Below are 26,755 nucleotides of genomic sequence, written 5' to 3'. Positions count from 1 at the left end.
TCCCAATTCCTATCCGCCACGACGGCGCCGCACGTCCTCCGAACGCATGCGCTATGTGGTCGACCCCATGCCCGTCCTATGCGGCGAAACAATGTCGCCGGCGCATGCCCCCGAGAATCGGCCCCACTTTCGAAGGATCACGCGCCAATCCAAGCTTCACGCCGGCGACGGCGCACGCCGTGACCGGCGCTGCCTCCGCTTACTGGATCGTGTCGACGCCGCTGGTCGACGAGCCGAAATCGCCGAGCGTGCGGAACGACAGGTTGAAGCCGATATTCTGCGACACCTCCTTGGTGACCGTATCGCGCGTCTGCGAGAACGTCATCACATAGGTGAAGCAGGAATCGTTATAGGCGAAGCCGACGCCGTCCTTAACCAGGACGCTTGTCTCCAGGTCGTAGGTGCCGGTGCCGAAGACCCGCCAGCTCTCGGCCAGGTGCGTAGAGGCTCCGAGCGTGACCTCGTGGCGGTCCGTGGCGAAGCCGTAGAGCGGCTGCGCCTGGATGAAGGCATATTTGGCGCTGAGCGACACCGGCAGGCCGGAATAGGCCGCCTTGATCTCCGCGCGCCTGACCTCGAATGTCTGCTCGTCGAACCGGCCGCTGAGCGAGCCGGAGAAGCCGCTCGGGCTGTTGAAGCCGATGAGGCCGACATAGTCGGACTTGGCGGTCTGCAGGCCCGAATAGGCGCCGACATTGACGAGGTCCGGCGCGTCGAAGGAGTTCTCGCCGCCCAGTTGGTAGGATTGGCCGAAGATGGCGTTGGTGCCCCAGCCGTTTCCATAGGCGCCGGAGTAGCGGAAGCCGACATTGGCGCGCGTGCCGCCTTCGATGCGATCGTAGCCGGAGAACTTGTCGCGCTCGAACAGAGTCGTGGCGTCGAAGACGAAGCTCTGCGCGTCCTCGTTCGGAATGGCCAGCCCGCCGACATATTGCTCGTTCGGCCGCACGAAGATCTGCGCTGTCGGCTCCAGGACATGACTGGAGTTAGACATCGAGAACAGGAGCGGCCAGCGCATCTCCAGGCCGAGCGTGGCCATGTAGCGGGCGAGCGAGGAGCGCATGTCGACATCCTCGCCGAGATTCGCCGCCATCTGGTTGACCGCCGCCAGCGATTCGGATGTGGTCGACACATAGCCGGCGTCGCCACGGAAGGCGAGCAACGGCGTCAGCTGCAGTCCGTCATCGGTGGTGAAGGTGCGCTTCCATTCGGCCTCCGCCGTCAGCCGGCTGGACTGGCCCTCGAGGCCGCGCACGTTGTTGATGGAAGTGTCGTCGAGCGGATTGGCCAGCACCGCGTCCAGCCGGTCGCGGCTCATGACGCGAGCATTGACGTTGAGCGACAACTGCCCGCCCGCCACCGACATGTCGGGGATATAGGCGTAGTCGAACGACGGCAGCACCCAGGGCTGCTTGGCGGAGCGCGCCGTCGGGTCGCTGGACAGCGTGTCTTCCTGCACCTCGAACCGCATTGCCCTGACGTCGAAATAATTACGGTCGCTCAGGCCCGTCAGATAGATCGACGACTGGTGGACGAGGTCGTTGTAGCCGTCGATGTTATAGGTGCGCGAAAAATTCTTGTCGGTCTGCAGCAGCACGTCCCAGCCGAAGTTCCAGCGCTCGTTGATGGCGAACTGGCCCTTGGTGCCCATCATGCCGCGGAACTTGTTGGGATCGTTTGGCTCTCCCGAATCGACGGTAAAGCGATTGCCCGTGCCGATGAAGGCGTCCGGATCCTGCTGATTGATGCCGGCGATTTTCAGGCTGTATTCGCCATTGTTGAAGCGCTGACGCCATTCGGCCTCGCCGAGGAAGCCCTGCTTGGTGAAGCCGCTGCCGGTGACGGTCAGGTCATAGGTCGGCGAGAGCGCGAAATAGTAGGGTACTTTGAGGCCGACGCCGAGGTTGTTGTTGTAGACGATGCCGGGGATCAGGAAGCCGCTCTTGCGCTTGACCGTCGGGTCGGCGATCTCGAAGGCTGGCAAATAGGCAAGCGGATAGCCGAAGAACTCGAAATTCGCATTCTCGAACCGAACCGTCTTCTTCTCGCCGTTCCAGATGATCTTCCTCGCCTTGACGCGCCATGTCGGTGCCGAGTCGGGCTTGTCCTCGCAAGGCTCGCAAGCGGTGTAGATGCCGTTGTGGAATGTCGTCAGCACGCCGCCCATGCGTTCGGCGCTTTCGGCGGCGAAATAGGCCTTCTCGACGGTCTCGACGCGCAGCGCGTTCACGAAGCCGTCGGCGAAATCGTCGGTGATGTCGATGTGCTCGGAATTGATCTTGGTGCCGTCGCTGTTGATGAGCTCGACGGCGCCGCTGGCGACGAGGCGCTTGGTGTCGCGGTTGTACACGACGCGCTGGGCGACGAGCTTGTTGCCGCCATAGTCGATCTGCACGCCGCCGACGGCCGTCACGGTGTGCTTGTCGTTGTCATAGACGAGCGTATCGGCGGCCAGCAGCATCTGTGTGCCGGAGGGAACAGGCTTCGCCGTGATGGTCTGCGCCAGCGCCGGCACCGTCGGTACCACGCAAGCGAACAAACATGCCAAGGCTGTCGCCCCATAAAGGCGTGCCAGGCCGGCCTGCCTATGGCTGCGCAAACCAGCCTCCCTCACTAGCCGTCTTCCTTGTATAGCAGAAAAGTCACCCCGAAGAACATAGCCACGACAACCGGAACCCATGCAGCCACCATTGTAGGCACGAATCCGGCGACCCCGAATGCCTTGACCAGTACCGAAACGACATAAAGCAGAAAGCCGGCCAGGACGCCACCCAGAATCATCGTCGCCGACTGCCCCATCCGCGCAAATCGCATTGAAACTGTTGCCGCAATCAGCGTCATGGCGACGAGGAGGAACGGCAGCGCCACCAGCGAATCAAACTGCATGGCGAAGGCATTTGCCTTGAGGCCGAAGGAGCGGGCAACCTCGATCTTTGCCGGCAGATCGTAGAACGGGATGGTTTCCGGGCGCGCCAGGCGTTCCTGCACGAATTCCGGCTTGAGGTTGGTGCCCACGCGGTCGGAGGTCTCGGCACGGATGTTGCCGTCCTTGAACAGCTTGACGTCCTGCAATTCCCAGTAGCCGTCGCGCAGGAAGGCGCGCGCGGCGTCCTTGCGCTCGATGATGTTGCCCTGCTGGTCGAGGACGAAGAATACCGCGTCCGCCATCTCCAGTCCTTGGTTGAGGATGGCGCGGGCGCCGATGATGGTGTCGCCGGAGTTGGTCTTTTGCCTCAGCCAGGGCGTCGTGTCCTCCGCGACGGCGTTCGACTTGCCGGCGCGCAACTGGTTTTCCATCTGCTCCGACCAGGAAAAGCCGTGCGCGGCGATCGGGTTGAGCACGCCGACCGACAGCAGCCCGAACATCAGCGCGCCGACGCAGCACGGGAACAGGAACTGCCAGGCCGAAACCCCGGCCGAGCGCGCGATGACAAGCTCGTAGCGGCGGTTGAGCGAGACCAGCGTCGCCATCGCCGAAAACAGCCCGACGAAAGGCACCGTCTGCAGCATGATCATCGGCATCCTGAGCGCCGAAATGGCGAAGGCGGTGCCGTAGGTGAAGCCCGGCAGTCCGGTCGTGCGCCCCGAAAGTTCGGTGAAATCGATCAGGAACACCAGCGCCAGAAGGCCGAGGAAGAACCAGATGGTGATCGACACGTAGCGGAAGAAGAAGTAGCGGCCCAGCGTCCAGCCCATCGTCAGGCTCCCTGGCCGGAGGTGCCGCGCCGGGCGAGCCACAGCTTGAGCGCCGTCCAGCCCTCGCTGACGCGGCCGGCGAGATTCGTCATCCAGTCGGCCCAGGCGGCGGGCAGTTCCATGCTCCGCGACGAGACGATGAACCAGGCGGAGACCGCCGACGCCACGATCGGAACGGCGTAGACCATATAGGCGTAGTACCAGACTTTGTCGGCCTTGCCGGCGGCGAAGAAGCCAAGCCAGCGGACGAAAAGGGCGATAGCGATTGCCGTGATCAGCGGATGGATGCGCGCCTCGCGGTGCGAGCGCGCGTCGCCCGCGACCGCAAGCGCGATCAGCGCGAAGACCAGCGAATAGGACCATTCGGAGAAGCGCTGGTTGACCTCGGCCGTATAGCTGCCCGGATTGCGCTGGTACATCTTGTCGTTGGGATCCGGGTCGAGCAGGTATGGCGTCGTCCGGTCCTTGGGCAGCAGCGTGATCTCGTTCGCCGCCGACATGAAGGCCGACAGGTCGAAGGCGTAGGAGGTGAAACGGATGACCGAAAGGTCGCCGGTCACCGATTTGCGGTTGATGACGCCGTCATTCATCATCAGCACCTTCTCGTCGCCTTTTTCGACGATGCTGCCGGTCTTTGCGTAATAGGTGAGGTTGGCGCCTTCCTCGCGCGAATCGGCGACGAAGATGCCGCCGAGCTTGTTGTCGGGCAGCCGTTCTCCGATCTGCAGGAACAGGCCGTCGTCGATCTTACGGAAGGTGCCTTCCTGGATGATCAGTGACAGAAGGTCGGCGCGCGAGGCCGCCACCAGCTGCCGGTTCTTCTGCCTGGCATAGGGATCGACGCCGTTATCGACGGCAAAGGAAAAGACGCTGGCCGCCAGCGCCAGCAGAAGGATCGGCCGCGCGATCGCCCAACGCGAGGCGCCCGCGGCGTTGATCACCGCCAGCTCCGAATCCGTGTTCATGGCGCTCAGCGTCTGCGCCACCGCGACCACAAGCGCGAACGGCACCACGATCGGGACGATCGAGGGGATGATCAGGGCCGCGACTTCGAAGAAGGTCAACGCCGACTGGCCGCTGTCGGTGACCAAATCGATCTTGGCGAGCACCTGCGTCGTCCACACGATCGCCAGTGTCCACGCCAGCGCCGCCAGGAACATCGCGGTAGCGCGACGCATGATGTAGCGTTCAACGACCTTCATGAAGGCTTTTCTCGATTGTGCCGAACGGCATCATGCCCGCCGACAAGGTAGTCATCCGCCGACGCCTGCACAACCGGGTCCATAGGCGGCTCATCTGGTTTGTCCTCTCCACGCCACGCGCCCGGCGCGGCGGAGTCTCCGCGTCAATGAATAAGAAATGCGAAACATTGATGGTTAACAACAGGTTGCGGCATGAAGCTTGCGTTCCGCCGCGACGAATCCTTGGTTGGTTTCGGGGGCGATATAGACAGCGATTTCGGCCAAAGTCTTGCCAAATGGCCGAAAACGACCAAATGTCGCGCACGCTTGAAAGCCGGTTCGCGGCGCCTCACCCCGGAAGCAGGATCTGATGACTTCGAGACCTTCGATTGCCTTCGCCAAATTCGCCGCGCCCAAAAAAGGCAGCGTCTTCGTGCTTGCGGCCGACGGCGGCGGCCTTGGCGATGCCGCGAAGGCCTGCGACCCGGCTGGCGCATTGGCGCGCGCGTTTCCGGTCGCCGATTTCTCCGGCAAGTTCGCGAGCTCGGTGGAAGTGCTGGCACCGGAGGGAACCTCTGTCGACCGGCTGGTGGCCGTCGGCGCCGGCAAGGTCGCAAGCCTCGACGACTACGCCTGGCTGAAGCTCGGCGGCGCGGTTGCCGCCGCGCTGCGCAAGGCTGTGGAAGTCGCTGTCATCCTCGATCTTCCGGACCTCCAGCCGGACGGCAGGCAGGCGGCGCACCTTGCCGCCGGCATCCTGCTGCGCAGCTACGGCTTCGACAAATACAAGACCAGGAAGGACAAGGAAGACGGCCAGTCCGACGCCAAGGGCGCGGAGAGAAAAAAGGCCGAAACCGCAAAGCCGGCCAAGATAACCATCCACTGCGCCGACCCTTCCGCCGCCAAGAAGGCGTTCGCCGCGGAAGAGGCCGTTATCGAAGGCGTGCTGCTTGCGCGCGATCTCGTCAACGAGCCGGCCAATACGCTCGGTCCGGTCGAGTTCGCCGCTCGCGCGAAGGAACTGGAAGGCCTTGGCGTCGAGGTCGAGATCCTCACCGAGAAGGAGATGAAGAAGCTCGGCATGGGCTCGCTGCTCGGCGTTGCGCAGGGCTCGCCGCGCGGCGCCCGCATGGCCGTCATGCAATGGAAGGGCGGCAAGGCCAAGGACGCGCCGATCGCCTTCATCGGCAAGGGCGTCACCTTCGACACCGGCGGCAATTCGATGAAGCCGGCCTCCGGCATGGAGGACATGAAGGGCGACATGGGCGGAGCCGCCGCGGTCACCGGGCTGATCCGTGCGTTGGCCGCCCGCAAAGCCAAGGCCAATATCGTCGGCGTCATCGGCCTGGTCGAGAACGCCGTCGACGGCCATGCGCAACGCCCGGGCGACATCGTCACCTCGATGTCGGGCCAGACGATCGAGGTCTTGAACACCGACGCAGAAGGCCGCTTGGTGCTCGCCGATGCGCTCTGGTACACCAACGATCGCTTCAAGCCGAAATTCATGGTCAATCTGGCGACGCTGACCGGCGCCATCATGGTCGCGCTTGGCCAGCACTATGCCGGCCTGTTTTCCAACAATGACGAGCTGGCCGGCAGGCTTTTCGGCGCCGGCCAAGCGACGCAGGAGCGGCTGTGGCGCATGCCGCTTGGCGCCGAATACGACAAGCTGATCGAGTCCAAGAACGCCGACATGAAGAACATCGGCGGCCGCTATGGCGGCGCCATCATCGCCGCGCAGTTCCTGCAGCGTTTCGTCAAGGACACGCCCTGGGCGCATCTCGACATCGCCGGCACCGCGATGGGCGCGCCGGCGAGCGAGATCAACCAATCCTGGGGCTCCGGCTTTGGCGTGCGGCTGCTCGATAGGCTGGTACGCGACCATTACGAAGGGTAAGCTGTCGTGGCCGACATCCTGTTCTACCACCTGACCGAATCGACGCTTGAGGAAGCCCTGCCGGGCCTGCTCGAGCGCAGTGTCGAGCGCGGCTGGCGCGCGGTCGTGCAGACCGGCACGGAGGAACGGCGGGACGCGCTCGACCAGCATTTGTGGACGTTTCGCGACGACTCCTTCCTCGCGCACGCCACCGACCGCGAAGCCTATCCGGCCGAGCAGCCGATCCTGCTCACCACGGGGGAGGGCAATCCCAACGCTGCCCAGATACGCTTCCTGGTCGATGGTGCGCACCCGCCCGAGCTTTCGGGCTACGAGCGCGCCGTCTTCCTGTTCGACGGCCACGACGCAGCGCAGCTCGAAGGCGCGCGCAGCCACTGGAAGACGATGAAGGAAGCCGGCCACGCGGTGACCTACTGGCAGCAGACGCCCGACCGTCGCTGGGAGCGCAAGGCGTGAGAGTGATCAGCGGTCGATTATCGTCGCCTTGTTGATTTTCGTGCTGGGTGGAAGGTCCTTCACCTGTCGGTGGATTTGGCCGGCGATATGCACTTTGACCCTGAAGAAGTCTTCTTGATTTGCTCGACGGACATTTCCCCACCGAGCACGGGTGGCGTTTCAAACTCGTAACATTCGCCGGCGGCAGGCGCGCTACATCAGCGATGCGGTGGCCATGCGATTTTTGGCGGTATTCGGCTTCTTGTCGCCGACATACTCAACATTCGTATCGACCAGCCGGTCGCTGTCGATACCGGCTGCGCTTAGAATGTCCATGATTGCCTTGATCCGCTGTTTGGCGAGAGTCTTGTTCGCCTTTGCCGCATTGGCGCCCGTGATCTCCTTGGCGGCCAATGCCGTCAGTTCCACGTTGCAACGCGAATCCTTGATGCTGTTGGCGAACTTCTCGAGGTCGCGTTTGACCGGGGGTGAAATCACCGAGGATCTGCTGTCGAAGAAGAGGGCGACCTGGGCAGGGCTTCGCTTTTCATACTGCCGGCAGGAGATCCCTTGCTTCGGCAAGGTATACAGGATAGCGCTCCGCGCCTGGTTCTTATCGCTGGCGCTATCGTCGACCCAATGAGAAAGCGCCAGCACCATTTCGGGCTTGACGCCCTGCGCTTTCAAAAACGCGCGTGTGGCGTTCAGCCTTTGGCCGGCAATGCTGTCCGCCTTGTCGTACGCGCCTTCCTTGCTGGCCGTCGCGTAGAGCCGGTAGCCGCAATCGCGACCGGCGTCCTTGACGAATGCCGCCAGCCCTTTCGCGGTTTCGTGGGAAATCTTGCCGTCGCCCTTTTTGAACAGGACGCGGTACGAGTTCCACTGGGTGCACTTCGGCCCGACGTCGCGCTCCTGGGCGGCGGCTGTGAAAAATGCGGCGCTGACGGGAATGATGAAAAGACCCAGGACAAGGCCGACAATACTTTTCATTTCTTTGGCGCCCTTCCACACTGACCCGATCTGTTCTTATCGCACTTCGCACCTCTGATTCGCACCCATGAAAGGTCACGTTCGCGCGATTGGCGGGCTCCCGCCCTTCAGTCCCAGAGGAGCAGCAATTTGCGCCAGAAGGCGTTGGACGGCATCGGCTTCGAACCGCGCGGCAGTTTGATGGCCAGATAGATGGTCAGCCATTTGCGGTCGATCTCCCGGACGGAAACCTTCAAATCGTGCAACTCGAAAGGTTTCGAAATCCGCGTCCATCCGGAGAATGCCAGCGCGCCGACCGGCGCGTCGTTTTTCCAGACCAGCTTTTCCTCCGGCCGGCCCAGCGCCATGGCGAATTCGAACGGCGAGGCATCCTCGTGGGCGATCTCCACCGTAGCGATGACACTGCGGGCAAAGGTCGGGAAAGTCGAATTGAGGGCGGCGACAACCGGGCCATGGATGCTCGGCCGCAAAAAGATACCGCCATTGTCCCCGGCGACCAGCAATGCCGGCAACTCGGACGGATAGTTCGTTACAAGCGCTGCGCGCTTCAGCTCCTCGCCGGTCAGCCGCCGCATGCGTTGACGTTCTTGCGGCGCGTTGAGACGCGGGTGCTTCCCGCCGGTCGAAACCACATTTCGGACCTGAATGCTTGAAAAGCCCCCGAGCACCCGAGCGTCCGGCCGATTGCCTCCGCATCTGACGGCGAGCAGCAGGTCGCGTCTGCCGGGAGCAGGCGAGTGGACGCCCGTTGCGATCTCGCGTGGTTCGTGCGGGCGGCTGACATCGGCCCAACCGTTCCCGTCGCCATCCTCGAGGAGCCGGGCGAGCTGGTCAAAGGTCTGGTTTTCCGCGTCCACGATCGCGATCTGGAACTGCGCCGGTGCGGTCAGTGCCTCATCGAGATAGACCCAGCAGCTGGCGCTGATCGTCCCCGCCGGACAGACGCCCTTCAGCAGCGCCATTGAGACGGTGCCGGCGGTGGCTTGGACAAACAGCTGGTCCGGCGACTGCTCGACATAGCTCAAGAGATCCGCATCGGCAGCCGGATGCGAGCCGACATAGGCGCGGCGCAGGGCTTCGACCGGGAGGTAGCGCTCGCTGTAGAGCGAGGAATGGAGTTCCGGCACTGTTTCTTCAGCGGCGGCGTTGAGCAGTTCGACGACGCCCAGCGTGAAGTCGGACCGTCCGGCGTGAGCGAGCAGCGAAATGGCCGTATCGGCCCTGCCTTCTCGCGCCGCAATCTCGGCCAGCAACTGCACTGCGTCCGCGGAGTTGGGGGAGGCTGAGCTCAGCCGCAGATACCGTTCGTCCTTGACGCGCAGTTCAAGGTTCCAGAGGTTGAGGTCCTTCTCATGATCGGCAGTGTTCGAGCTGATGCCGAGCTGCACGAACATGTCGGTGTGCGCGAACTTGTGCTTTCGAAACACATCGATGATCGGCCGGCGATTCCTCAGCCACTCGGCATTGCGGTTCATGCCGGCCGGCGAAGACCGGTACCAGTACAGCGGCTCCGGTACGGTGACGATTTCCAGACCCGCGAGATCGGCGCGCAGGAAGAATTCCCAATCGCTCGCCGAAAAGCCGCGCTCCTCGTTGAGGTAGCCAACCTTGTCGAACACCTCGCGCCGGAACATCGCATTGGCGTCGCCATACGGATTGGTAATCAGCGCAATGTCCGGCGGACCGCCGACCGGAAAGTAGAGCATATAGCCGCTCTTGGTGTCCGGCGGCACGAAGGGCTCGTTGAGCCATTTGGCGAAAGTCGTGCAGATATCGGCGCCGGACTTTTGCATGCCGGCCACGAACGTGCTGACCGCGTTGGGGAAGAGAGCGTTGTCGTCGTCCAGGAACAGGATAAAGGACCCCTTGGCGGCGCGAATACCGGTGTTGCGCGCTTTGCCGAGGAAGCCGTTCTTCTGCCGGATGATCCGCCAGCCGCGTTGCTCGAACTCGGGCTCGATTTCATTGAGCAGCCGAATTGCGTCCGGATCCGTGCTGCCGTCATCGACGACGATCAGTTCGATATTGGGGTAGTCCTGGCGCCGGACCGAGGCAATCGCCTGCGGCAACAGCCGCGCCCGATTGTAGTGCGCCGTGATGATGGATACCAGCGGCGGTCGGCTGCGGTTCCGGCTTGGGCCGTCGGCTCTGGCCGGATGCCGGCACAATTTGACGTGCAGTTTGCTCCAAGCCTTCTCGCGCGCTTCCCGGTCAAGCAACGGTTTTGCCGGACCGAACGAGCGGCTCTCGAGCACGGATTGGATCTTGGCCGCGATCGCGGAGGGGGATGCCTCCACCATGACCGCCTCGGCGGACTCCGGCTGAAGCAGCCCGCGTATGCTGCCGACGTCCGTCGTGACGAACGGGATCTTCTCGTCAAGGCACGTCACCACATCCAGCGGGAGCTGCGCGGCCGAGTGCGTGATTGCCACCAGCGCATGGCTTTGCCGCAGGTAACGAAAGATCTCGGGCTCGTCCCGGATGGGCAGCAGTTTCAGCTTGAAGGGCCAATGCCGGGCGCGCCGCAGGATCATGCCGCCCGAATGCTCGCCGAGCACATGACCAAATGCGCCGACGATCGTCACGGCCAGGTCCGTCACGCCATTCTCGGCCAGGCGATCCAGTGCGTCGCAAAACAGCGTCAGTCCGCTTCGCGTCTTGGTGCCCGAGAAATGAACCACCTCGGCGGCCGGTTTTTCCCGGGGCCGGTAGTGATCGACGGCGAAGTTCGAACGCCACTCCTCCGGCTGCAACGGCGTCGCGATGTGCTGGCTGGCCGGCAGTCTCCACCCCGCCTTGGTCATCCAGTCGAGCAGGGACTGGCCTGTGACGACGAGATGGTCGCAGGTCTCGGCGGAGGTCCTCTCCATATGGGCGACGGTCATCTGCTCCTTGCGTTCGATCGCCCTGGCGTTAGCCTCCAGATCCCACATGAGCGGCCCATGCGCGAGCACCACGAGGATGGGAGGGTCGGCAAAGACACCCGTGCGCTTGGCGACGGTGGGGAAATGCGCCAGCCCGCCTTCAAGCGCGAAATAGACGACATCGAAGGGGCTCTGTTTGAGGTAGTGGTAGACGGCTACGGAATTCTTGTCGCTGGACTCGAGGCCACGCAGCAATTCGGGTGACCGGGGCAGCAGCTCGAGCCGCACCAGGAAATTATCGAAGCTCCATTTGGCGAGCCTGTCGATTTCCTGCTCGTCGGGCTGGCTGCCGAGCGGGCTCGGCACCCATAGCAGCGTGACCGTGTCGCCGATTTTCGCCAGATGCTGCGCCAGCGCATATGTCGCCGACCCTGGATCAGCGGTAACCGTCGAGCCGAACTCGACTTCGGAAACGACACACACCCTGCGGGGTTTGTGGCTTGACTGCCGCTTAGGCGTAGAGATTGCGCCCGTCTTCGAACCAACCTTCAATCGGTCCCCCTCGATCCTCAGCCGCAGCAGTCTTGCCAACAGGTGGATAACACTTTGATAATCGTCTGACCGGGATAATCATCGCAAGCCTGTCCAGGCTCCTCGCGCAAACCGTATTGATTGGCGTTCGCATGCTTGCCCATCGACCTCCAAAACACCTTGAGCGGCTGGACCATAGGCCGCTTGACTTGCGCAAGGACGAGATTCTGTGCTTCGTTGCACTGCGCAACGAGAGGACGTTGCTGCCGCATCTTCTCGAACATTATCGAAGGCTCGGAGTCGACCGGTTCTTCTTCCTGGACAACGGCTCGACGGACGGGACGCGAGAACTAGTCCTGGAGCAGCCGGACAGCCATTGTTTCCACACAGAGGGGTCGCATTTCGCAGAGAACATCACCCCGCCGCGATGGATCAACACATTGATGCGCGTGTTCGGCTCCGGCCACTGGTGTCTGTCCGTCGATGCCGACGAGCTTCTCGTCTATCCCGATCTCGAGCGCGTCAGCCTGCGCCGGCTTTTCAACTATCTCGAGTCGACCGGGGCCGAAGCTGTGATCGGATCCATGATCGACATGTACGCGGACGAACCGTTGGCGGAATGCAGCTACGACGGCAGCATCCCTCTGGTGGACGCATCCCCCTATTTCGATCCGGAGCCGGGGTGGTTGCGCGCTCGGGATGGACTTTATCCTCCCGAGCAAATGTTCGGCGGGGTGCGCGAGCGCGTTTTCTGGCGCGGCCGCTTCAAGCAGACCTTTCCACCGTGCCTGACCAAGGTGCCGATCGTGCGGTGGAGCAGGGACACACATTATCACGCGGCGCAGCACACCATCAGCAAGGTGCGGTTCAGCGAACTCCGCGTCGCGCTGCTGCACTTCAAATTTGTTTGGGGCTTCCAGCAGAAATCGGCATCCTCGCTAGGCGAGAATGCGCAACTGAAAGAAAAGACGCTCGAAGAGCGCGCCGCCTATATGGAAGCACTGGAGCTCAATCCGAAGCTCTCGCTTCGCAACGACCGGTCCGTGCGCTATCGCGACACAGCCCAGCTCGTGGAACTCGGCTGGATGAAAACCTCGGATCGCTACGCCGAATTCGTCGCGACGGGCTGGCCGCGGTTACACGAAACCGCGGCCAGCTGATCTGACGATCTATTGGCGAAAATGCGGCCGGCAATTATCCGCCGTAGCGGCCGCCGCCATCCCCGCCATTGCCGTTCCCACCGCCCCCGGCAAACTGCGACAGGCTGTTCAAAGCAAGCGCTTTGCAGGCCGTTGGCGCATTCGGATAACGATGCAGGTAGTCCTCTAGCGCCTCGATGGTGCCGATCTTGAGGGCCTGCTCGCAGGCGAGCTCGGCTTCCTTGATTGGAGCAACTTCGATTTGCGCTTGCGCCGCATTCGAAAACGCGACGCTCAACCCGAGCAGACTGAGTCCGCCCAGAAGTAGCGACTGTATCTTACGCATTACGCCCACCCTTGCCACTACACACCCCATAGGCTGTTGATACTATTGATTTGTTAGCAATTTGTCAACCATAGCGGAAGAAATCGGCTTGAGAGATGGTTAACTTTGAGCGGCTGCTTGGGCCTGTGAAGGCTATTTCTCGCCGACGGGGCTGAATCGCGTCGTGGCCGCAGAAATGCGGCGCCGAAAAACAGGCGAACCGGCAGCATGTCGAGTTCAGATTTCGAACGTCCTGCTTTAGTCGCTGAACACCGTCAGCGTCCGAAAGAAGGCGTTGCTCGGAGCACCGTTCGGTCCTTCCGCGAAGCGCACCGCGAGCACGATCGAAAGCGGCATCTTGCGCCTGACATTGACCGTCGCCGCCAGGGCGTGGCGCACGAATCTGTCGCGGACCGTCATCCAGCCGGAAAAGCCGATTGTCTGCGCGCCGACATCCTGCTGCCAGTCTATAGGCCGGTCCGGGCGGGCGAGCGCCAGGCCGAACGCGATTGCCGGAGCCTCGGCATGGGCGAGTTCGATGGCGGCCTCTATTCTGCGAAAGAAGGGCGGGAATTGGTGATCGATCGATGCGGCGACCGCACCCTCCGCATGCGGGCGCAGGAACACGCCGCCGTCGGGCGCGACCAGCAGCAACGGCAGCGCGGCAGTGCGCGGCGTAAGCAGCCTTGCGCTCCTCAGCGCGTCGTAAGCGAGCGCGCCTGAAGCGCCGGCCGCCACGGCTCTGCCTGATGCGTCTGGCTGCGGCCTGGCGAGACCGTCTGCAAGCAAGGCGGTGGCAGTATCGTGGCGGCCGACCGAAGCGGCGATGCCGGCGAGCGTCTCGATCGCTTCCTCGCCGTTCGGCTCGAGGTCGCTGAGAGCCAAATATTTGCGATCGGCAGGCGTATATTTCAGGTTCTCGCGCGCGCTGTCGACTTCGGAACGCGCCGTGTTCTGCGCGATGGCCATTTGGTGGAGCAGCCGGGTGTCATCGGATCGCAGCGTCCGCAACGCCTCCAGGACAGGCAAGCGGTTGTCGTACCAATTCGACGTGCGGAACATGCCGTCCGGCTTCGAGCGGTACCAGTAGAGCGGCTTTGGAATGGGCCTGAGCTTGAGCCCGGCGAGTGACGCCCGCGCGAAGAACTCCCAGTCGTGCATGGCATAGCCGGGATCCTCAAGCCAAAATCCGATCTGCGAGAAAACCGACCGGCGCACCATCGCATTGGCGTCGCCATAGACGTTGTGGATCAGGCCCAGCGCGTCGGGGCCGCCAAACGGCAGATACTGGATCAGGCCGTCGGCCCGGTCCTCGGGCACGAAATCCTCATAGAAGAGCAATTGGAAGGCCGTGCAGATGTCCGCGCCCGATGCCGCCATGCCACGGACGAAATGCTCGACGGCTTCCGGAAAAAGCGCATTGTCGTCGTCCACGAACAGGATCAGTTCGCCGCGCGCGGCGCGCACGCCGGCATTGCGGGCGGCGCCAAGATGCTTGTGCGGCCGGCGCAGGATCCTCCATCCGCGCTTACGGAAGCCTGGTTCCAACGTATCCAGCAATTGCCTGGCTTCTTCCAGGTCGCTTCCGTCGTCGACCAGCACCAGTTCAAGAGTGCCGTAGGTTTGCGCCTCGACCGCTTCGATGGCCTGTTTGAGATAGAGCGGCCGGTTGCGATGCGCCATCACCACCGAAACCAGGGGCGCCGGTTGAGGCTGCTTGCGAATGCGCTTCCGGGCAGCGGGCACATTGCGTGTATCCAACCATGCCTTGCGGCAGGGGCCCGTCATATCGATCCGCCGTGGCCGAGGCGGTTTCTCGAGCGCTGCCAGCATGGCGGCCGCCAATTGCGCCGCGTCGGGCTCGACCAGCGGCGGCTGGCCGGCTTGAGCCTTCCAGGCTTCGGCATTCGCGCCGGCATTGGTTGCGACGAAGGGCAGCCCTGCCGCGGTGCATGCGCCAACGGCCTCGCCGGTCGATGCGGCAAGGCTAGGGACAACGGCCAAGGCGCCGCTGCGTGCGAGGTAGTCGAGCCTCTCCTCGAGGGTCGCGCGCGGCACCAGCTTGAGCCGGAACGGCCAACGTTCGGCGCGCCGCAGAAGCAGTCCGCCGCTGTGCTCGCCCATGATCTTGCCGAATGGACCGAACGCGGTGAGGGTCAGCCCTTCGGGCGCCGATTGCGCGAGGATGTCGAGCGCGTCGCAGAGCAGCGTCAGCCCGTCACGAAAGCGCGATCCGGCCAGGGCGGCAAGCTCACGCGCCTTGCTCGCGATGGGTGGCTGCGGCGCTTTGGTCCGGACGGCCCGAAGCGGTGGCGGCAGCACCGTCGCCTTCCGCACCTTCCAGCCTCTCGACAGCATCCATTGGCGCAGGGCGGCGGATGCACAGACCGTCCTGTCGGCCATCTCGGCGCAGTACTTTTCCATGTAGGCCGTGGCGATCGCCTCGGTGCTGCCCATGAATGTTTTGTCGGCTTCATGCGCCCATTCTTGCGGAGCGCGGGCAAGGAGGACGATCGGCGACGTGGCGAAGGCATCGGTCTCAGCCGCGAGCAGGGTGAAGTAGGGCAGGCCACCCTCCAGCGGCGCGTAGACCAGATCGTAACTGCACCGCTCGAGATAATGCAGCAGCGCAGCGGATCGGCTTTCGGGCGTCGCCAGCGAGGGAAGCAACTGGTCGGACCGGTCGAGAACCTCCAGTTTGACCGAGGCGGCCTCAAACTCCGCCCGTCGGGCCGCGACCTCGTCCGTGGATGGCACGTCCCGGCCGGCAACCCACAGCAGCGTGACGTCGTCTCCGTTTTCGGCGAAGAGCCTTGCAAGTTCGCCGGGCGTCGAGGCATCGTCTTTATCGGCGTCACGCCGGATCGCAGGCGTGACCACGCAGATGCGGCGACTACCGCCTTTCGGCTTCGGCTTGCTTGCAGCGGTCATTGAACGTTCCTCTGACCCAAATCGACCGGCAAGGCTTGCCGGATTTACTTTTCAGTGATCATCCTTCTGCGCCACTGATAAACCAGTGCAATCAAGCGGCTCCTAAAAAGACTGTACAATCAGTCGACTGTTACAAGTTTATCGACACGGCATAACCAATCTTTACGCGTCCCGGCTAACCGTTCACGGCATAGCAGGAGGCGCGAATGAAAACGATATTGAAGTTTCTCGCTGCGCTCGCCTTGACGGGCGCGATGATCTCGACGAGCTCGGCAGATCAATTGCTGCGTCCGCGCATGAATCTCGGCAAGGGCTACGTCAAGACGATCAGCGGCGACCGCGGCGGCTATGTAATCGACTATGCCATCCGCATGCTGAAGATGCGCCGCAGCGGCGGCTTCGTGCGCTTCAACGGTGCGTGCGATTCGGCCTGCACGCTTTACCTGGCGATGCCCAAGAGCAAGGTCTGCGTCACGCGCAACGCATCGTTCGGCTTCCACCTGCCGTATGGCGCCGGGGCGCGCGGCAACCAGGTCGCGGCCGACTTCATGATGAAGAACTACCCTGGCTGGGTTCGCGGCTGGATCGCCAAGCGCGGCGGCCTGAAGAACTCCGTCACCACCATGACCTATGCGGATGCGAGCCGGTTCCTGCCGACTTGTCCTGCAGAACAGCGTTCGACCATTGCGAGCCTCAGCCCAACGCGCCTGCGCGGCGGTTGAACCCTCAGCAGGTGCTGGGACACCGACGACGGCGGGTGCTTCAGGGCGCCCGCCGTTGCCGTTTCAAGCGGCCGCTCACATTTGAACGGAGAGGTCGTTTGTGTATGTTCGGGCAAACTCCAACGGGTGTGGCGTGAATGCAGTCTTGTCAGAAGTTCGTGCTGATCGCTTCGCCACGAACCGGTTCTCAAGCGCTCAATCGCCATCTCAACCAATATGACGGGATGGTCTTGCACGGCGAAATCTTCAATCCGAGCTTCGTCGGCTTGCGCCATGACTATCACGAGAAAATCGATCTGCCGCGCGATCGGGTCGATTTGCGAGATGTCGAGCCGGAGCAGTTCATCGCGCGCATCTTCGACGATCCGTCGGCTCGCTTCGTCGGTTTTCACGTATTTCCCGACCAGACACGCGCGGCCATACTCCCCGTGTTGGAAGATGAAAGCGTCAAGAAGCTCTGGCTTGTCAGGAATCCGATCGCGTCCTTCGTCTCGCTGCTCGAAGCGGAAGCATCCGGAGTATGGACAGTCCATGCCACCGACCGGTTCGCAGCCGACAGCCCGAGAAAGAAGGTGCATTTCGACATAGAACGTTTCAACGCGTTTCTGCGCGAGCTGAATCTGTTTCGCGCAAAGATCAGATCCGTGCTGTTCGAGACCCGACAGCCGTATTTCCCGATCCACTATAGCGACATCGGCGATCCACTGGTTGGCAATGCAATCATTGCCTATCTCGGCGGTTCCCAGCGACTGGACCACTTCGAGACCGAGATCCTGAAGCCGCCGCAGCGGCCTTTCGTCGACCGCATCGAGAATTACTGGGAATTCGTGACCTATTTCAGGGCAGTCTCGACGGACGGTCTGTACGCATTCGGCTGACGTCGGAATGAAGCTGGGCCGGCTGGCCGGCGCACAACACGGTCTCAGCTTTCTTTGTTGCCGCAAGCTCGCCGCTTCCAACGCTGATCGGCCCTTTGGCAAACCCATTGTCTTTCAGTGTTTGCGGTTAACCAGTTCTGAAGAGACGTCGTTAACGCACACTTGATTTTGTTGACTCTTTCCTGCCCCGAACCGATTTTGCGCACGGGGTTTGAAAGCTGCCGGCCGTGGTTTCTGGCCGGAGCACAGACTGGCGGTGGGCAATTTCATGAGTATCGGCGGCGGTATGGGCTCGGCGAGCCGGTCCGAGGGTGGCCAGACGGGATCGAGGACGAAACCTGCATTGACGCAGGAACTTCGCTTCACGCGGATGTCCTTGCGCGTCATTTGCACCAGCCTGTGGTTATGGCTTCTGCTGGGCATCTACCGGGCCGTCATCGTCGATCCGCAAACGACATTTCAGGAAGGCCTGGCGTCCATTCCCATGGGATTGGCGGCAAGCTATTACGACCTGATCCTCATCACATCAGTGACGGCGGCAACGCTGATCCTGCTCTTCCTTACAAAATCAAGCCGGCTCGCATCCGCGGCAGTCGCCTCCCTTTTCTATCTCGTGGTCCTGGTGTCGCTCGGCTGGGGATTTGCCAACATCAATCTCGTCAAGATGCTGGGTGAGCCTTTCACCTTCCAGTGGCTGGTCTATGGCGACTTCCTGCAGAATGCCGACGCCAAGAGCGCGATGGGCGACGCCCTCAACGTGAGGGATGCCGCGATCCTTTTCGGGTCCATCGTTCTGGTGCTGGCCCTCGGCTACGCCGCGGGCAGTTTGTGCCAGCGGCTGAGTTCCGCAGGCCGCAAGAGGTTTCTCATCGCTTTGGTTCTGTGCATTGGCGCGGCCCTGGTCGGCAGCGGCTATTATGTGCGCGCTCAGTCGCTGCCAGCATCCAAGGTCGACAATCCTATCGTGTATTTCGTTCAGTCGGCGTGGTTCAGTTCGACGCCGGTGACTTTTGCGATGAGCGGCGGCGGCGATGATCCCGATGTCGCCAGCGTCGGGGAACGTCCGGCGGAAACCTCAAGCTTCAAGGCGCCGACGCCAAATCCGATCAAGAACGTGCTGGTTTTCATGATGGAGTCGGTGCCGTCGAAATACATCGAGACCTTTGGCGGCCAGTATCCGATCACGCCGAACATAAAGAGCTATGCCGGAGATTCCATTCGGTTCGACAAGATCTATGCGCATGCGCCGTCCACGCACTACTCGATCTTCTCGCTGCTGACCTCGATGTACAACGACATCTCATTCTACGGGATGACTGCCAAATATCCGTACCTGCCGCTGGAGACGATCTCCAACACCCTGTCCAAGCACAATTTTCGCACCGGGTTCTTCTGGAGCGCCGATTCCCGTTTCCAGCGTGTGGACGAGTTCCTGCTCAACAAGGGACTGGACGTCATCCAGGACTATCGGGGGCAGAAATGCGCCACCCCGACCTTCAAGCTCAGTACCGAGCAGTGGAAGAACATGGACTACAACAGTGACCTCTGCACGGCCCAAACGATCATCGACTGGATGAAGAAGGATCCGCAGAAGCCCTTCTTCGGCGTCATGTTCACGGCGATGACGCATTATCCGTATATCACCGGAAGCCCGATGTTCTCGAAGATGGTGCCTTCCGCCAAAGACATCGGGCCGGTGCACTACGTCGATGACGAAAAATTCAATGCCTATCTCAACGCCCTGAAGGTCGGCGACGCAGCGTTCGGTGAAATCCTCGATTCACTGAAGCAGTCCGGCAAGCTCGATTCGACGCTGGTTGTCGTCCTTGGCGATCATGGCGAGGCGTTCGGAGAACATGGCGACTACGTCCATGCCACCGCGATCTACGACGAGAACGTCCACATTCCGCTGATAATGATCAACAAGCACCTTTTCCATGACGAAGTTGCGCATCCGGTCGGCGGCATCGTCGATATCGCTCCGACGATCATGGACATACTGGGACTGCCATTGCCCGAGCAGTGGCAGGGCCGCAGCTTGTTCAGCGAGCAACGGCCAAACAGGACCTTCTTCTTCAATCCGTGGGCCGGCTCCTTGCTCGGTTATCGCGATAATGATCGAAAGGTGATTTTCAACGCTACCACCGGCAAGGTCGAGGAATACGACCTTAAGGCCGATCCCGGCGAAAAGACGAACCTATTCGACGAAGGCTTGAGCGATCGAACGGCGCTGCTGCAGCCGATTGCCGGCTGGGTGCAATCGCAAAAGCGGCGCATAGCCACACTTGTCGCCAACGCGGCCGGAGACGCGGGGCGCTGCACAGCCACAAGCTTGGAGATCGACGCGGCCGGCACCGACTACCAGGGTCAGCCTCGCTTCGACGTCTTCGCCGACGGCAAGCGCCTTGGTGAGATCGCCGTCCAGGGCAGGGAGAGCAAGGCCTCGACAGGCGAGCAGCGCGTGGCGGAACTGACGGAGGCGGCCGTCGAGGCGCAACCGTTCCACATCAACCTTAACGGCGTGCCCAATCCAAAGACGATCGAAATTCGTTATGTCAACGACCAGTGGGCCGGAGACGGCCGGCCCGGCGATCGCAACCTTTTCATCAAGACCATCAAAGTGAACGGGCAGCTTGTGCCCAACGGCAAGCTGCACGTCGACGAGCAATCCCATGGCTACACCGACGACAGCGGAACCGCCATGTATACCAACGGCTCGCTATGGGTCAGCAGTCCGTTTATCGAAGGATGCATGTAGGGCAGGGCATCGGCGGCAGCGCCTCGCTTTACAGCTTGCCCTCCGGCCGCCATTCCCGCCGGTACCAGTCGACGAATTTCGCCAGTCCTTCCTCGATCGGCACTTTCGGCTTGAAGCCGATGTCGCGCTCTAGCGCGCTGGTGTCGGCAAAGGTCTTCTCGACATCGCCGGGCTGCATGGGCAGATCCTCACGGATGGCCTTCACGCCGAGCAGCCCTTCCAGCGTCTCGATGAAGCGACCGAGATGCACCGGCTGGCTGTTGCCGATGTTGTAGATGCGGTGGCGCTCGCGGCCGGCCGCCGGCGGCTTGTCGAGAACCGCAATCACGCCCTCGACAACGTCGTCGACATAGGTGAAATCGCGCCACATCTCGCCGTGATTGAAGACGCGGATCGGCTTGCCGGAGAGCATCGCCTCGGTGAAGATCCAGGCCGCCATGTCCGGTCGTCCCCAGGGGCCATAGACGGTGAAGAAGCGCAGGCCCGTCTGCGGCAGCCCAAAGAGATGCGAATAGGTCGAGCTGATCAGCTCGTCCGCCTTCTTGGTCGCCGCGTAGATCGACACCGGATTATCGACGCGGTCGGTTTCCACGAACGGCACCTTGGTGTTGCCGCCATAGACCGAGCTCGACGAGGCATAGACCAGATGCTTGATCTCGGGCGATGCACGGCAGAGCTCCAGCACCTCCAGGTGGCCGGCGATGTTGGCGTGGATATAGGCGCGCGGATTTTCGAGCGAATAGCGCACGCCCGCCTGGGCGCCGAGATGCACGATGCCGCTCAGCAGCGTTCCCTCGAGATTCGCCGCCAGCGCGCCCGGCTCGGCTATGTCGAGTTGGCGGAACGAAAATCCGTGCCGGCCGGAAAGCCTGGCGAGCCGTGCCGCCTTCAATGCCGGGTCGTAGTAGGCGTTCATGCAGTCGACGCCGACAACGGCGTCGCCGCGGGCGAGCAGGCGCTCGCAGACATGGCTGCCGATGAAGCCGGCGGCTCCGGTCACAAGGATGGTCATGCGCGGACCTCGGATGAGGGCAGGGGCGGGATCATTTCCGTCTCGGGGCTTTCTTGGCTTGCGCGGGCGGGCTCGGCCAACGCCAGCCATCGCCTTCGCCAGGCGCGGGCTGCGGGCGCGCTACATAGGCGAGCGAAACATTCGCCTCGAGATAGACGCGCGACAGCATCTCGGCGAGCACGCCCGACGTTACCATCTGCAGGCCGGCGATGACCAGGAAGAAGCCGGTGAACAGCATCGGGCGCGTTCCAATGTCCTGTCCGAAAAACACTTTCAAGCTGAACAGGTAAGCAAGGATCAGCGAGCCGAGCACGCCGAACACGATCCCGATCCCGCCGAAGAAATGGCCGGGCCTGGTGCGGTAGCGCATGAAGAAGAACATGAAGACCAGGTCGAGCACCACGCGGAAGGTGCGCGAGATGCCGTATTTCGACTGGCCGTGGATGCGGGCGTGATGCGTCACCACCTCCTGGGCGATACGGCGCGGCGTCGTCACCGTCGCCAACCAGGCCGGGATGAAGCGATGCATTTCGCCATAGAGCCTGACGCTGCGGATGACGCTGCCGCGGAACACTTTGAGGCTGCAGCCATAGTCCTTCAGCCGAACCCCGGTGACGCGCGCGATCAGCGAGTTGGCGATGCGTGACGGCAGCCGGCGCATCCAGAAACCCTCCTGGCGGTTCTTGCGCCAGCCCGCGACGAGGTCGAGGTCCTCGGTCAGCAGTCGATAGACCATGCGCGGTATGTCGAACGGATCGTTCTGCAGGTCGCCGTCGAGCGTCGCTATGACATCGCCGCGGGCAGCGTCGAGGCCGGCCTGCATGGCCGCCGTCTGCTTGAAGTTGCGCACCAGCTCCACAGCGTGCACATGCGCACCGTATTCGGCCGCCAGGCGGCGAATTTCGTTCGGCGTGGCGTCGGTGCTGCCGTCGTCCACCAGCACCACTTCCCAGGGCTGGCTGTAGTTCTCCATCGCCTGGTGGATACGCACGATCAGCGGCTCGACGTTGTCGGCCTCGTTATACATCGGGATGACGATGGAAAGCTGGTGCTCGGGCATGACGGCACCGGCAGGCAGCCCCGACTGAGGAATGGGAAGCATGTCCATGGCGGTCATTTCCTTGCGGGTCCCGTAGCCGGCGTCTCCGGCAGCGTCGATTTCGACGGAAACAGCCAGGCGATCGCACCGGTGGCAACGGCCGAGCAGAGGATGAACAGATGCAGCGCCAGCGCCGCCTGCAGCCCGTCCTTCATGGCGATGCCGGAATAAAGCAGCGCTGCGGCGGCCCCAGCCTCGTAAGTGCCGAAGCCGGCGACACCCTGCACCGGCAGGATGGCGGCGGCCTCGGCGCCGACGGCGCCGGGAAAGGCAGTCTGGAAGGAGGTGCCGAGCAGCATGGCGAGCAGCCATCCCTGCACGGCAAGCTTCAGCGTCCAGTTGGCGACCGTCCACCACCAGCCGTAGCGGGAGCGCCCCGTGGCCTCGGTGAAGATATCGCGCAGCTTGCCGAGCTTCGACACGATGCTGCCGCGCCCGGCCCAGTCATGCGGCGCGCGCGCCCAGCGCGGCAGATACCAGGCGGAGGCAATCAGCGCTGCTATTCCCGCGGCCCTGAGCGCCGGGTGAAGACCGGGCCACACCAGGCACGCGAGCACGCCGACGACGAAGGCGTCCTGCAGCCTGAACCACAGGAGCGAAGCGCCGGCGCGCACGATCGAGATGCCGAACACCTGCCGCAACAGCAGCGGGAAGGCGGTCTCGCCGCCGCGGAACGGCACCACGTTGATCATGGCGTTGTGAATGAGGATGACGCGCAGGCAGGCGCCGAAGCGGCCGTTCACCTCGTCGCGGAACTCGTCGCAGACCCGCAGCGCGCGCAGCACATAAGTGACGAACAGCGCCAGCGTCACCGCAGCGAAGGCGCCGGGCGTGATGCTGGCGAAGGCGTCGCCCACCATCTTCCAGCGCGAGTCTGCCGCAAGCCAGGCCAGCAGCGCCAGGGTGACGATTATCGAGAATGCTTTTTTCAACCAGTTCTCCGAATGGCGCCGACCGCCGCACTCCGGGTAATTGCTTCGATTTCGAAATCGGGCGCACGGCCGGGGACGGCTCCAGGCCGCCGGCTCCCTTGCCGGCTTCCAATGGCCTGGCGAGGCGCCAAGATTCCGAGCCCTTCCGTGGTCGCCGGCCCGTTCAACGTTTCTGCTCCATCATAAGCGGCCGATCCTATAAACCAGCGGCTTGCCCATCCACAAGCTTTGGCGCGGCCGCAATCACCGTTCGCGGGCGATCCTGGCTCGCTGCGACGGGAAGGTTGACACCATTCCTCGAGCGGCAGTTAATATCACGTGGGGGCGGTAGCTGCGCATTGGGATCGAATACCCAATCTGGGTAGTGACGCCAGATCGAAAGGCGTCGTCGAAATGTTATCGCTCATCATTCCTGCAGTTCGAAAAATATTGCCGTCCAGACCAGCGCGGAGCGTGAGGTGCCGTCGTTCTGCGCGGCGCGCGGACCTGATGCTTCTGCTCTTCTGCGGTGGAGTGGCGCTGTCCGGCGTTGCTCAGGCAGCCGGCGCTGGGTCTCCGGCAGCGGCACAAGCAGGCACCACGCCGACGGCATTTGAGTTGCAGTTGTTCTATGCCGACCGCACCTGGAACTGGGAGGACGGAGCCGCCTATTTCGCCCAGGACAGGCGCATGCGTGCCTGGACGTCCAAGCCTGGTTCAACGTCCTTCGCCGAAGGTACATGGCATCTCAGCAATGATGGCAAGATGTGCATGGAGCTCGTCTGGCGGTCCACGGCCTATACGGCACAGCCCATCCGCACCTGTTTCAGCCATCGCGTCCTGAACGGGACCGTCCAGCAACGGAGGGATCCGGATGGCCGGTGGTACAGCTTCAGGCACGCTTCGGACAATTCGGCCGACGAGCTCAAGAAAATTCAGGCGGGCGATACCAGGAGCGTCGATTTCGAAAAGGCCCGCAAGCTGGTCGATCCCAAGAGTTAGTCGCTGCTGAAGCACGTCCAGAAAGATGCCTAGAGCGGCTGGCCGTTTCACGGAAACGCCGAACCGCTCTATCTCTTTGCTCACGCAATTCCGGACGGAAGCCGCTGCGCACGTCCTGGAATTGCTCTAGCAGTTTCCGCTCGGAATTGTCCCAGCGGATCAAATCTAAGAGGCTCGCTGAGACAAGCCCTCAACCCAGCTCAGCGAGCCCACGCCCCGACACAGTACTCACAGGGACGACTGCCAGCCGTGCAGGCTGGCGTTTTTCCGCGGCGTTCATGCGCGCGGCGCGCGCTTCGCGCGCGAGACGTCGGTGGACGCTTTGAAAACCTTCGGCTTCAGGGCCGGTCGGAGCCCGAAGAAGGGCGCTGCCGTCCTGACGATGGTGTCGAGATCGGAAAGTTCCGCCACAAAGCCCAACTGCTCTTGTGCAAGGCTGGGATCGGCGAACAGCCCGGCCGGGTCGCCGGGCCGGCGCGGTTTATAGGCGACCGGGACCGTCCGGCCGGTGACGCGGCCGACGGCCTCGAGGATCTCCTTTATCGAGATGCCTCGGCCGGTGCCGAGATTGACGGACAGGCTGTCGCCGCCGGCCTCGAGATGCATCAATGCCATGAGATGCGCGCGGGCGAGGTCGCTGACGTGGATGTAGTCGCGCACGCATGTGCCGTCCGCCGTCTCGTAATCGGCGCCGAAGACCTCGATCGCCTCGATCATGCCGGACGCCGCCATCAGCACCCTCGGAATGAGGTGGGTTTCGGGTGTATGCCACTCGCCAAGCTCGCCTTCGGGATCGGCGCCGCAGGCGTTGAAGTAGCGAAGGATCGCGTATCTCGTTCCATAGGCAGCGGCATAGTCCCTGATGATTTCTTCGCCCATCAGCTTGCTGCGGCCATAGGGGCTGATCGGCTTCTGCGGCGAGGCCTCGCTCACCGGCAATGCTTCCGGCACGCCATAGGTCGCGCAGCTCGAGGAAAAGATCACCTTGTCGATGCCGCTTGCCCGCGCGGCGTCCAGTACGGCGATGGTGCCGCCGACATTGGTCGCATAATAATCCGCCGGCGCGCTGACCGACTCGCCGACATAGGCAAGGGCGGCGAAATGGATGATCGCCTGTGGTCTGTGAGTCTCGATCGCCCGCCGCAACGCTTCGGGGTCGCGGATGTCGCCGACGACCAGCGGCCCCCAGGCGACGGCTTTCTCGTTGCCGCGGCTCAAATTGTCGTAGACCACCGGCAAGTAGCCCGCCGCCGACAGCAGCTTGCAGGCATGGCTGCCGATGAAGCCGGCGCCACCCGTCACCAGAACGGGGCGGCGGGTCATCATGCCGTTGCCTCCCTGGCGGTTGATGCCTGGACCCTGCGCGGGGCGATGAACCGGCGTCCGCCCAGGACGGCGTCGAAATAGGCAGTGGTGTGAGCGAGGCCTTCGCTCAGCGCAACCTTCGGCTCCCAGCCGAGATGCTGCCTGGCAAACGAGATATCGGGCTTGCGCTGCCTGGGGTCGTCGACCGGCAGCGGCCGGTGCACGATGCGCGAGCGTGAATTCGTATAGTCGATGACCAGCTCGGCCAATTCCATGACGGTGAACTCGACGGGGTTGCCGAGATTGACCGGGTGCTGGGGCGCCACGCCGGCGTTCATCAGGCGCACGAAGCCTTCGATCAGGTCGTCGACGAAGCAGAAGGAGCGCGTCTGCGCGCCGCTGCCGTAGACGGTGATGTCGTCGCCGCGCAGCGCCTGGACGATGAAGTTCGACACCACGCGGCCGTCGTCGGGCCGCATGCGCGGACCGTAGGTGTTGAAGATGCGCGCGACGCGGACATCGATCCCGTATGTCCGCGAGTAATCGAAGAACAGCGTCTCGGCCGAGCGCTTGCCCTCGTCGTAGCAGGAGCGCGGACCGTGCGTGTTGACATTGCCGAAGTAACCTTCGGGCTGCGGATGCACCAGCGGATCGCCATAGACCTCCGAAGTAGAGGCCTGGAAGATCTTGGCGTTGTGTCGCCGCGCGAGCTCTAGAAGGTTGATCGAGCCGAGCACGCTGGTCTTGAAGGTGTGGATCGGATCGGCCTGATAATGCGGCGGAGAAGCCGGGCAGGCGAGATTGTAGATCTCGTCGACAGCAAGGTCCGTCGGCAGTTCCTCGACGATGTCGTGCCTGATGCAGGCGAAAGTCGCGTCACGCGCTATCGCTGACAGGTTGTAGCGCTTGCCCGTGTGGAAATTGTCCAGCGCGATGACTTCATATCCATCGGCAAGCAGCCTTTGGCACAGATGAGAACCCAGAAATCCTGCTCCGCCGGCGACCAGCGCGCGTCCTTGATCGGCACGCCTCCGTCCCGGCTTGGTGTCCAGCTTCAGAACTTTGATGACCCTACCCAT

At 62.7% G+C, this 26,755-nt stretch carries 19 protein-coding genes; 7 read left to right on the top strand and 12 right to left on the bottom strand.

What is annotated here, in order from left to right:
* Positions 1-199 precede the first annotated feature (199 nt).
* From CK215_RS04910 to lptF, 3 genes are read right to left on the bottom strand one after another with little or no spacing between them, the layout of a single operon-like run.
* Positions 200-2,614, bottom strand: a complete 2,415-nt coding sequence (locus CK215_RS04910; RefSeq protein ID WP_170950226.1) for an LPS-assembly protein LptD — start codon at positions 2,612-2,614, stop codon at positions 200-202.
* Positions 2,614-3,696 carry an LPS export ABC transporter permease LptG gene (gene lptG, locus CK215_RS04905; RefSeq protein WP_095830289.1) on the bottom strand — a complete coding sequence of 361 codons (1,083 nt, stop codon included), beginning with the start codon at positions 3,694-3,696 and terminating at the stop codon, positions 2,614-2,616. The genes CK215_RS04910 and lptG overlap by 1 nt, the downstream gene beginning before the upstream one ends.
* A gap of 2 nt (positions 3,697-3,698) precedes the next feature.
* On the bottom strand, positions 3,699-4,898 hold the full coding sequence (gene lptF, locus CK215_RS04900; RefSeq protein ID WP_095779171.1) for an LPS export ABC transporter permease LptF: 1,200 nt from the start codon (positions 4,896-4,898) through the stop codon (positions 3,699-3,701).
* A 349-nt stretch (positions 4,899-5,247) separates the two neighbouring features.
* On the opposite strand from lptF, the gene CK215_RS04895 reads away from it, so the two are divergent.
* The gene (locus CK215_RS04895; protein ID WP_095830288.1) at positions 5,248-6,774 is read left to right on the top strand and encodes a leucyl aminopeptidase; all 1,527 of its coding nucleotides are present in this window, start codon (positions 5,248-5,250) and stop codon (positions 6,772-6,774) included.
* A gap of 6 nt (positions 6,775-6,780) precedes the next feature.
* Positions 6,781-7,230 (top strand): DNA polymerase III subunit chi, encoded by a 450-nt coding sequence (locus tag CK215_RS04890; protein WP_066995722.1) that lies wholly within the window; start codon positions 6,781-6,783, stop codon positions 7,228-7,230.
* Positions 7,231-7,422: 192 nt separating this feature from the next.
* On the opposite strand, the gene CK215_RS04885 is transcribed toward CK215_RS04890, so the two are convergent.
* Positions 7,423-8,199, bottom strand: coding sequence for an OmpA family protein (locus CK215_RS04885; RefSeq protein ID WP_095830287.1), 777 nt, complete (start codon positions 8,197-8,199; stop codon positions 7,423-7,425).
* A 107-nt stretch (positions 8,200-8,306) separates the two neighbouring features.
* On the bottom strand, positions 8,307-11,546 hold the full coding sequence (locus CK215_RS04880) for a DUF6212 domain-containing protein (protein ID WP_095830286.1): 3,240 nt from the start codon (positions 11,544-11,546) through the stop codon (positions 8,307-8,309).
* 257 nt (positions 11,547-11,803) lie between these two features.
* On the opposite strand from CK215_RS04880, the gene CK215_RS04875 reads away from it, so the two are divergent.
* Positions 11,804-12,754, top strand: coding sequence for a glycosyltransferase family 2 protein (locus CK215_RS04875; protein WP_170950225.1), 951 nt, complete (start codon positions 11,804-11,806; stop codon positions 12,752-12,754).
* A gap of 34 nt (positions 12,755-12,788) precedes the next feature.
* Here the strand turns inward: CK215_RS04875 and CK215_RS04870 are convergent, their stop codons facing one another.
* Positions 12,789-13,079 carry a hypothetical protein gene (locus CK215_RS04870; RefSeq protein WP_127215833.1) on the bottom strand — a complete coding sequence of 97 codons (291 nt, stop codon included), beginning with the start codon at positions 13,077-13,079 and terminating at the stop codon, positions 12,789-12,791.
* 237 nt (positions 13,080-13,316) lie between these two features.
* Positions 13,317-15,989 carry a DUF6212 domain-containing protein gene (locus CK215_RS04865; protein WP_095830284.1) on the bottom strand — a complete coding sequence of 891 codons (2,673 nt, stop codon included), beginning with the start codon at positions 15,987-15,989 and terminating at the stop codon, positions 13,317-13,319.
* A gap of 206 nt (positions 15,990-16,195) precedes the next feature.
* On the opposite strand from CK215_RS04865, the gene CK215_RS04860 reads away from it, so the two are divergent.
* The 3 genes from CK215_RS04860 (at position 16,196) to CK215_RS04850 (ending at position 20,347) form a co-directional block, all read left to right on the top strand.
* Positions 16,196-16,711 (top strand): hypothetical protein, encoded by a 516-nt coding sequence (locus CK215_RS04860; RefSeq protein WP_245299612.1) that lies wholly within the window; start codon positions 16,196-16,198, stop codon positions 16,709-16,711.
* 137 nt (positions 16,712-16,848) lie between these two features.
* Positions 16,849-17,589, top strand: coding sequence for a hypothetical protein (locus CK215_RS04855; RefSeq protein ID WP_095830283.1), 741 nt, complete (start codon positions 16,849-16,851; stop codon positions 17,587-17,589).
* Positions 17,590-17,932: 343 nt separating this feature from the next.
* Positions 17,933-20,347, top strand: coding sequence for a sulfatase-like hydrolase/transferase (locus tag CK215_RS04850; RefSeq protein WP_170950224.1), 2,415 nt, complete (start codon positions 17,933-17,935; stop codon positions 20,345-20,347).
* A gap of 28 nt (positions 20,348-20,375) precedes the next feature.
* Here the strand turns inward: CK215_RS04850 and CK215_RS04845 are convergent, their stop codons facing one another.
* The 3 genes from CK215_RS04845 to CK215_RS04835 are packed head-to-tail and all read right to left on the bottom strand — an operon-like array spanning position 20,376 to position 23,390.
* On the bottom strand, positions 20,376-21,359 hold the full coding sequence (locus CK215_RS04845) for an NAD-dependent epimerase/dehydratase family protein (RefSeq protein ID WP_095779162.1): 984 nt from the start codon (positions 21,357-21,359) through the stop codon (positions 20,376-20,378).
* 31 nt (positions 21,360-21,390) lie between these two features.
* A complete protein-coding gene (locus CK215_RS04840; protein ID WP_066995901.1) occupies positions 21,391-22,467 on the bottom strand; it encodes a glycosyltransferase family 2 protein in 1,077 nt (358 codons plus the stop codon).
* 5 nt (positions 22,468-22,472) lie between these two features.
* Positions 22,473-23,390 carry a lysylphosphatidylglycerol synthase domain-containing protein gene (locus tag CK215_RS04835; protein WP_095779161.1) on the bottom strand — a complete coding sequence of 306 codons (918 nt, stop codon included), beginning with the start codon at positions 23,388-23,390 and terminating at the stop codon, positions 22,473-22,475.
* Between the two features lie 513 nt (positions 23,391-23,903).
* On the opposite strand from CK215_RS04835, the gene CK215_RS04830 reads away from it, so the two are divergent.
* Positions 23,904-24,371: a DUF995 domain-containing protein gene (locus tag CK215_RS04830; RefSeq protein ID WP_245418610.1), complete on the top strand. Its 468-nt coding sequence runs from the start codon at positions 23,904-23,906 to the stop codon at positions 24,369-24,371.
* A gap of 276 nt (positions 24,372-24,647) precedes the next feature.
* Here CK215_RS04830 and galE read toward each other — a convergent pair whose 3' ends face one another.
* On the bottom strand, positions 24,648-25,694 hold the full coding sequence (gene galE / locus CK215_RS04825) for a UDP-glucose 4-epimerase GalE (RefSeq protein ID WP_095830578.1): 1,047 nt from the start codon (positions 25,692-25,694) through the stop codon (positions 24,648-24,650).
* Positions 25,694-26,755, bottom strand: a complete 1,062-nt coding sequence (locus CK215_RS04820; protein ID WP_095830281.1) for a UDP-glucuronic acid decarboxylase family protein — start codon at positions 26,753-26,755, stop codon at positions 25,694-25,696. Before CK215_RS04820 ends, galE begins: the two co-directional genes overlap by 1 nt.

Origin of the sequence: Mesorhizobium sp. WSM3864, assembly GCF_002294955.1 — a bacterium.
Lineage (GTDB): Bacteria > Pseudomonadota > Alphaproteobacteria > Rhizobiales > Rhizobiaceae > Mesorhizobium.
This window is presented reverse-complemented; position numbering and strand designations above follow the sequence as displayed.

What these genes read in the sequence shown, in the direction of transcription:
- CK215_RS04855 (WP_095830283.1), top strand. Translation starts at nt 16,849, where the DNA reads ATGCAGTCTTGTCAGAAGTTCGTGCTGATCGCTTCGCCACGAACCGGT.
- CK215_RS04840 (WP_066995901.1), bottom strand. Translation starts at nt 22,467, where the DNA reads ATGGACATGCTTCCCATTCCTCAGTCGGGGCTGCCTGCCGGTGCCGTC.
- galE (WP_095830578.1), bottom strand. Translation starts at nt 25,694, where the DNA reads ATGACCCGCCGCCCCGTTCTGGTGACGGGTGGCGCCGGCTTCATCGGC.
- CK215_RS04865 (WP_095830284.1), bottom strand. Translation starts at nt 15,989, where the DNA reads ATGACCGCTGCAAGCAAGCCGAAGCCGAAAGGCGGTAGTCGCCGCATC.
- lptF (WP_095779171.1), bottom strand. Translation starts at nt 4,898, where the DNA reads ATGAAGGTCGTTGAACGCTACATCATGCGTCGCGCTACCGCGATGTTC.
- CK215_RS04820 (WP_095830281.1), bottom strand. Translation starts at nt 26,755, where the DNA reads ATGGGTAGGGTCATCAAAGTTCTGAAGCTGGACACCAAGCCGGGACGG.
- CK215_RS04860 (WP_245299612.1), top strand. Translation starts at nt 16,196, where the DNA reads ATGAAAACGATATTGAAGTTTCTCGCTGCGCTCGCCTTGACGGGCGCG.
- CK215_RS04895 (WP_095830288.1), top strand. Translation starts at nt 5,248, where the DNA reads ATGACTTCGAGACCTTCGATTGCCTTCGCCAAATTCGCCGCGCCCAAA.
- CK215_RS04885 (WP_095830287.1), bottom strand. Translation starts at nt 8,199, where the DNA reads ATGAAAAGTATTGTCGGCCTTGTCCTGGGTCTTTTCATCATTCCCGTC.
- CK215_RS04845 (WP_095779162.1), bottom strand. Translation starts at nt 21,359, where the DNA reads ATGACCATCCTTGTGACCGGAGCCGCCGGCTTCATCGGCAGCCATGTC.
- lptG (WP_095830289.1), bottom strand. Translation starts at nt 3,696, where the DNA reads ATGGGCTGGACGCTGGGCCGCTACTTCTTCTTCCGCTACGTGTCGATC.
- CK215_RS04870 (WP_127215833.1), bottom strand. Translation starts at nt 13,079, where the DNA reads ATGCGTAAGATACAGTCGCTACTTCTGGGCGGACTCAGTCTGCTCGGG.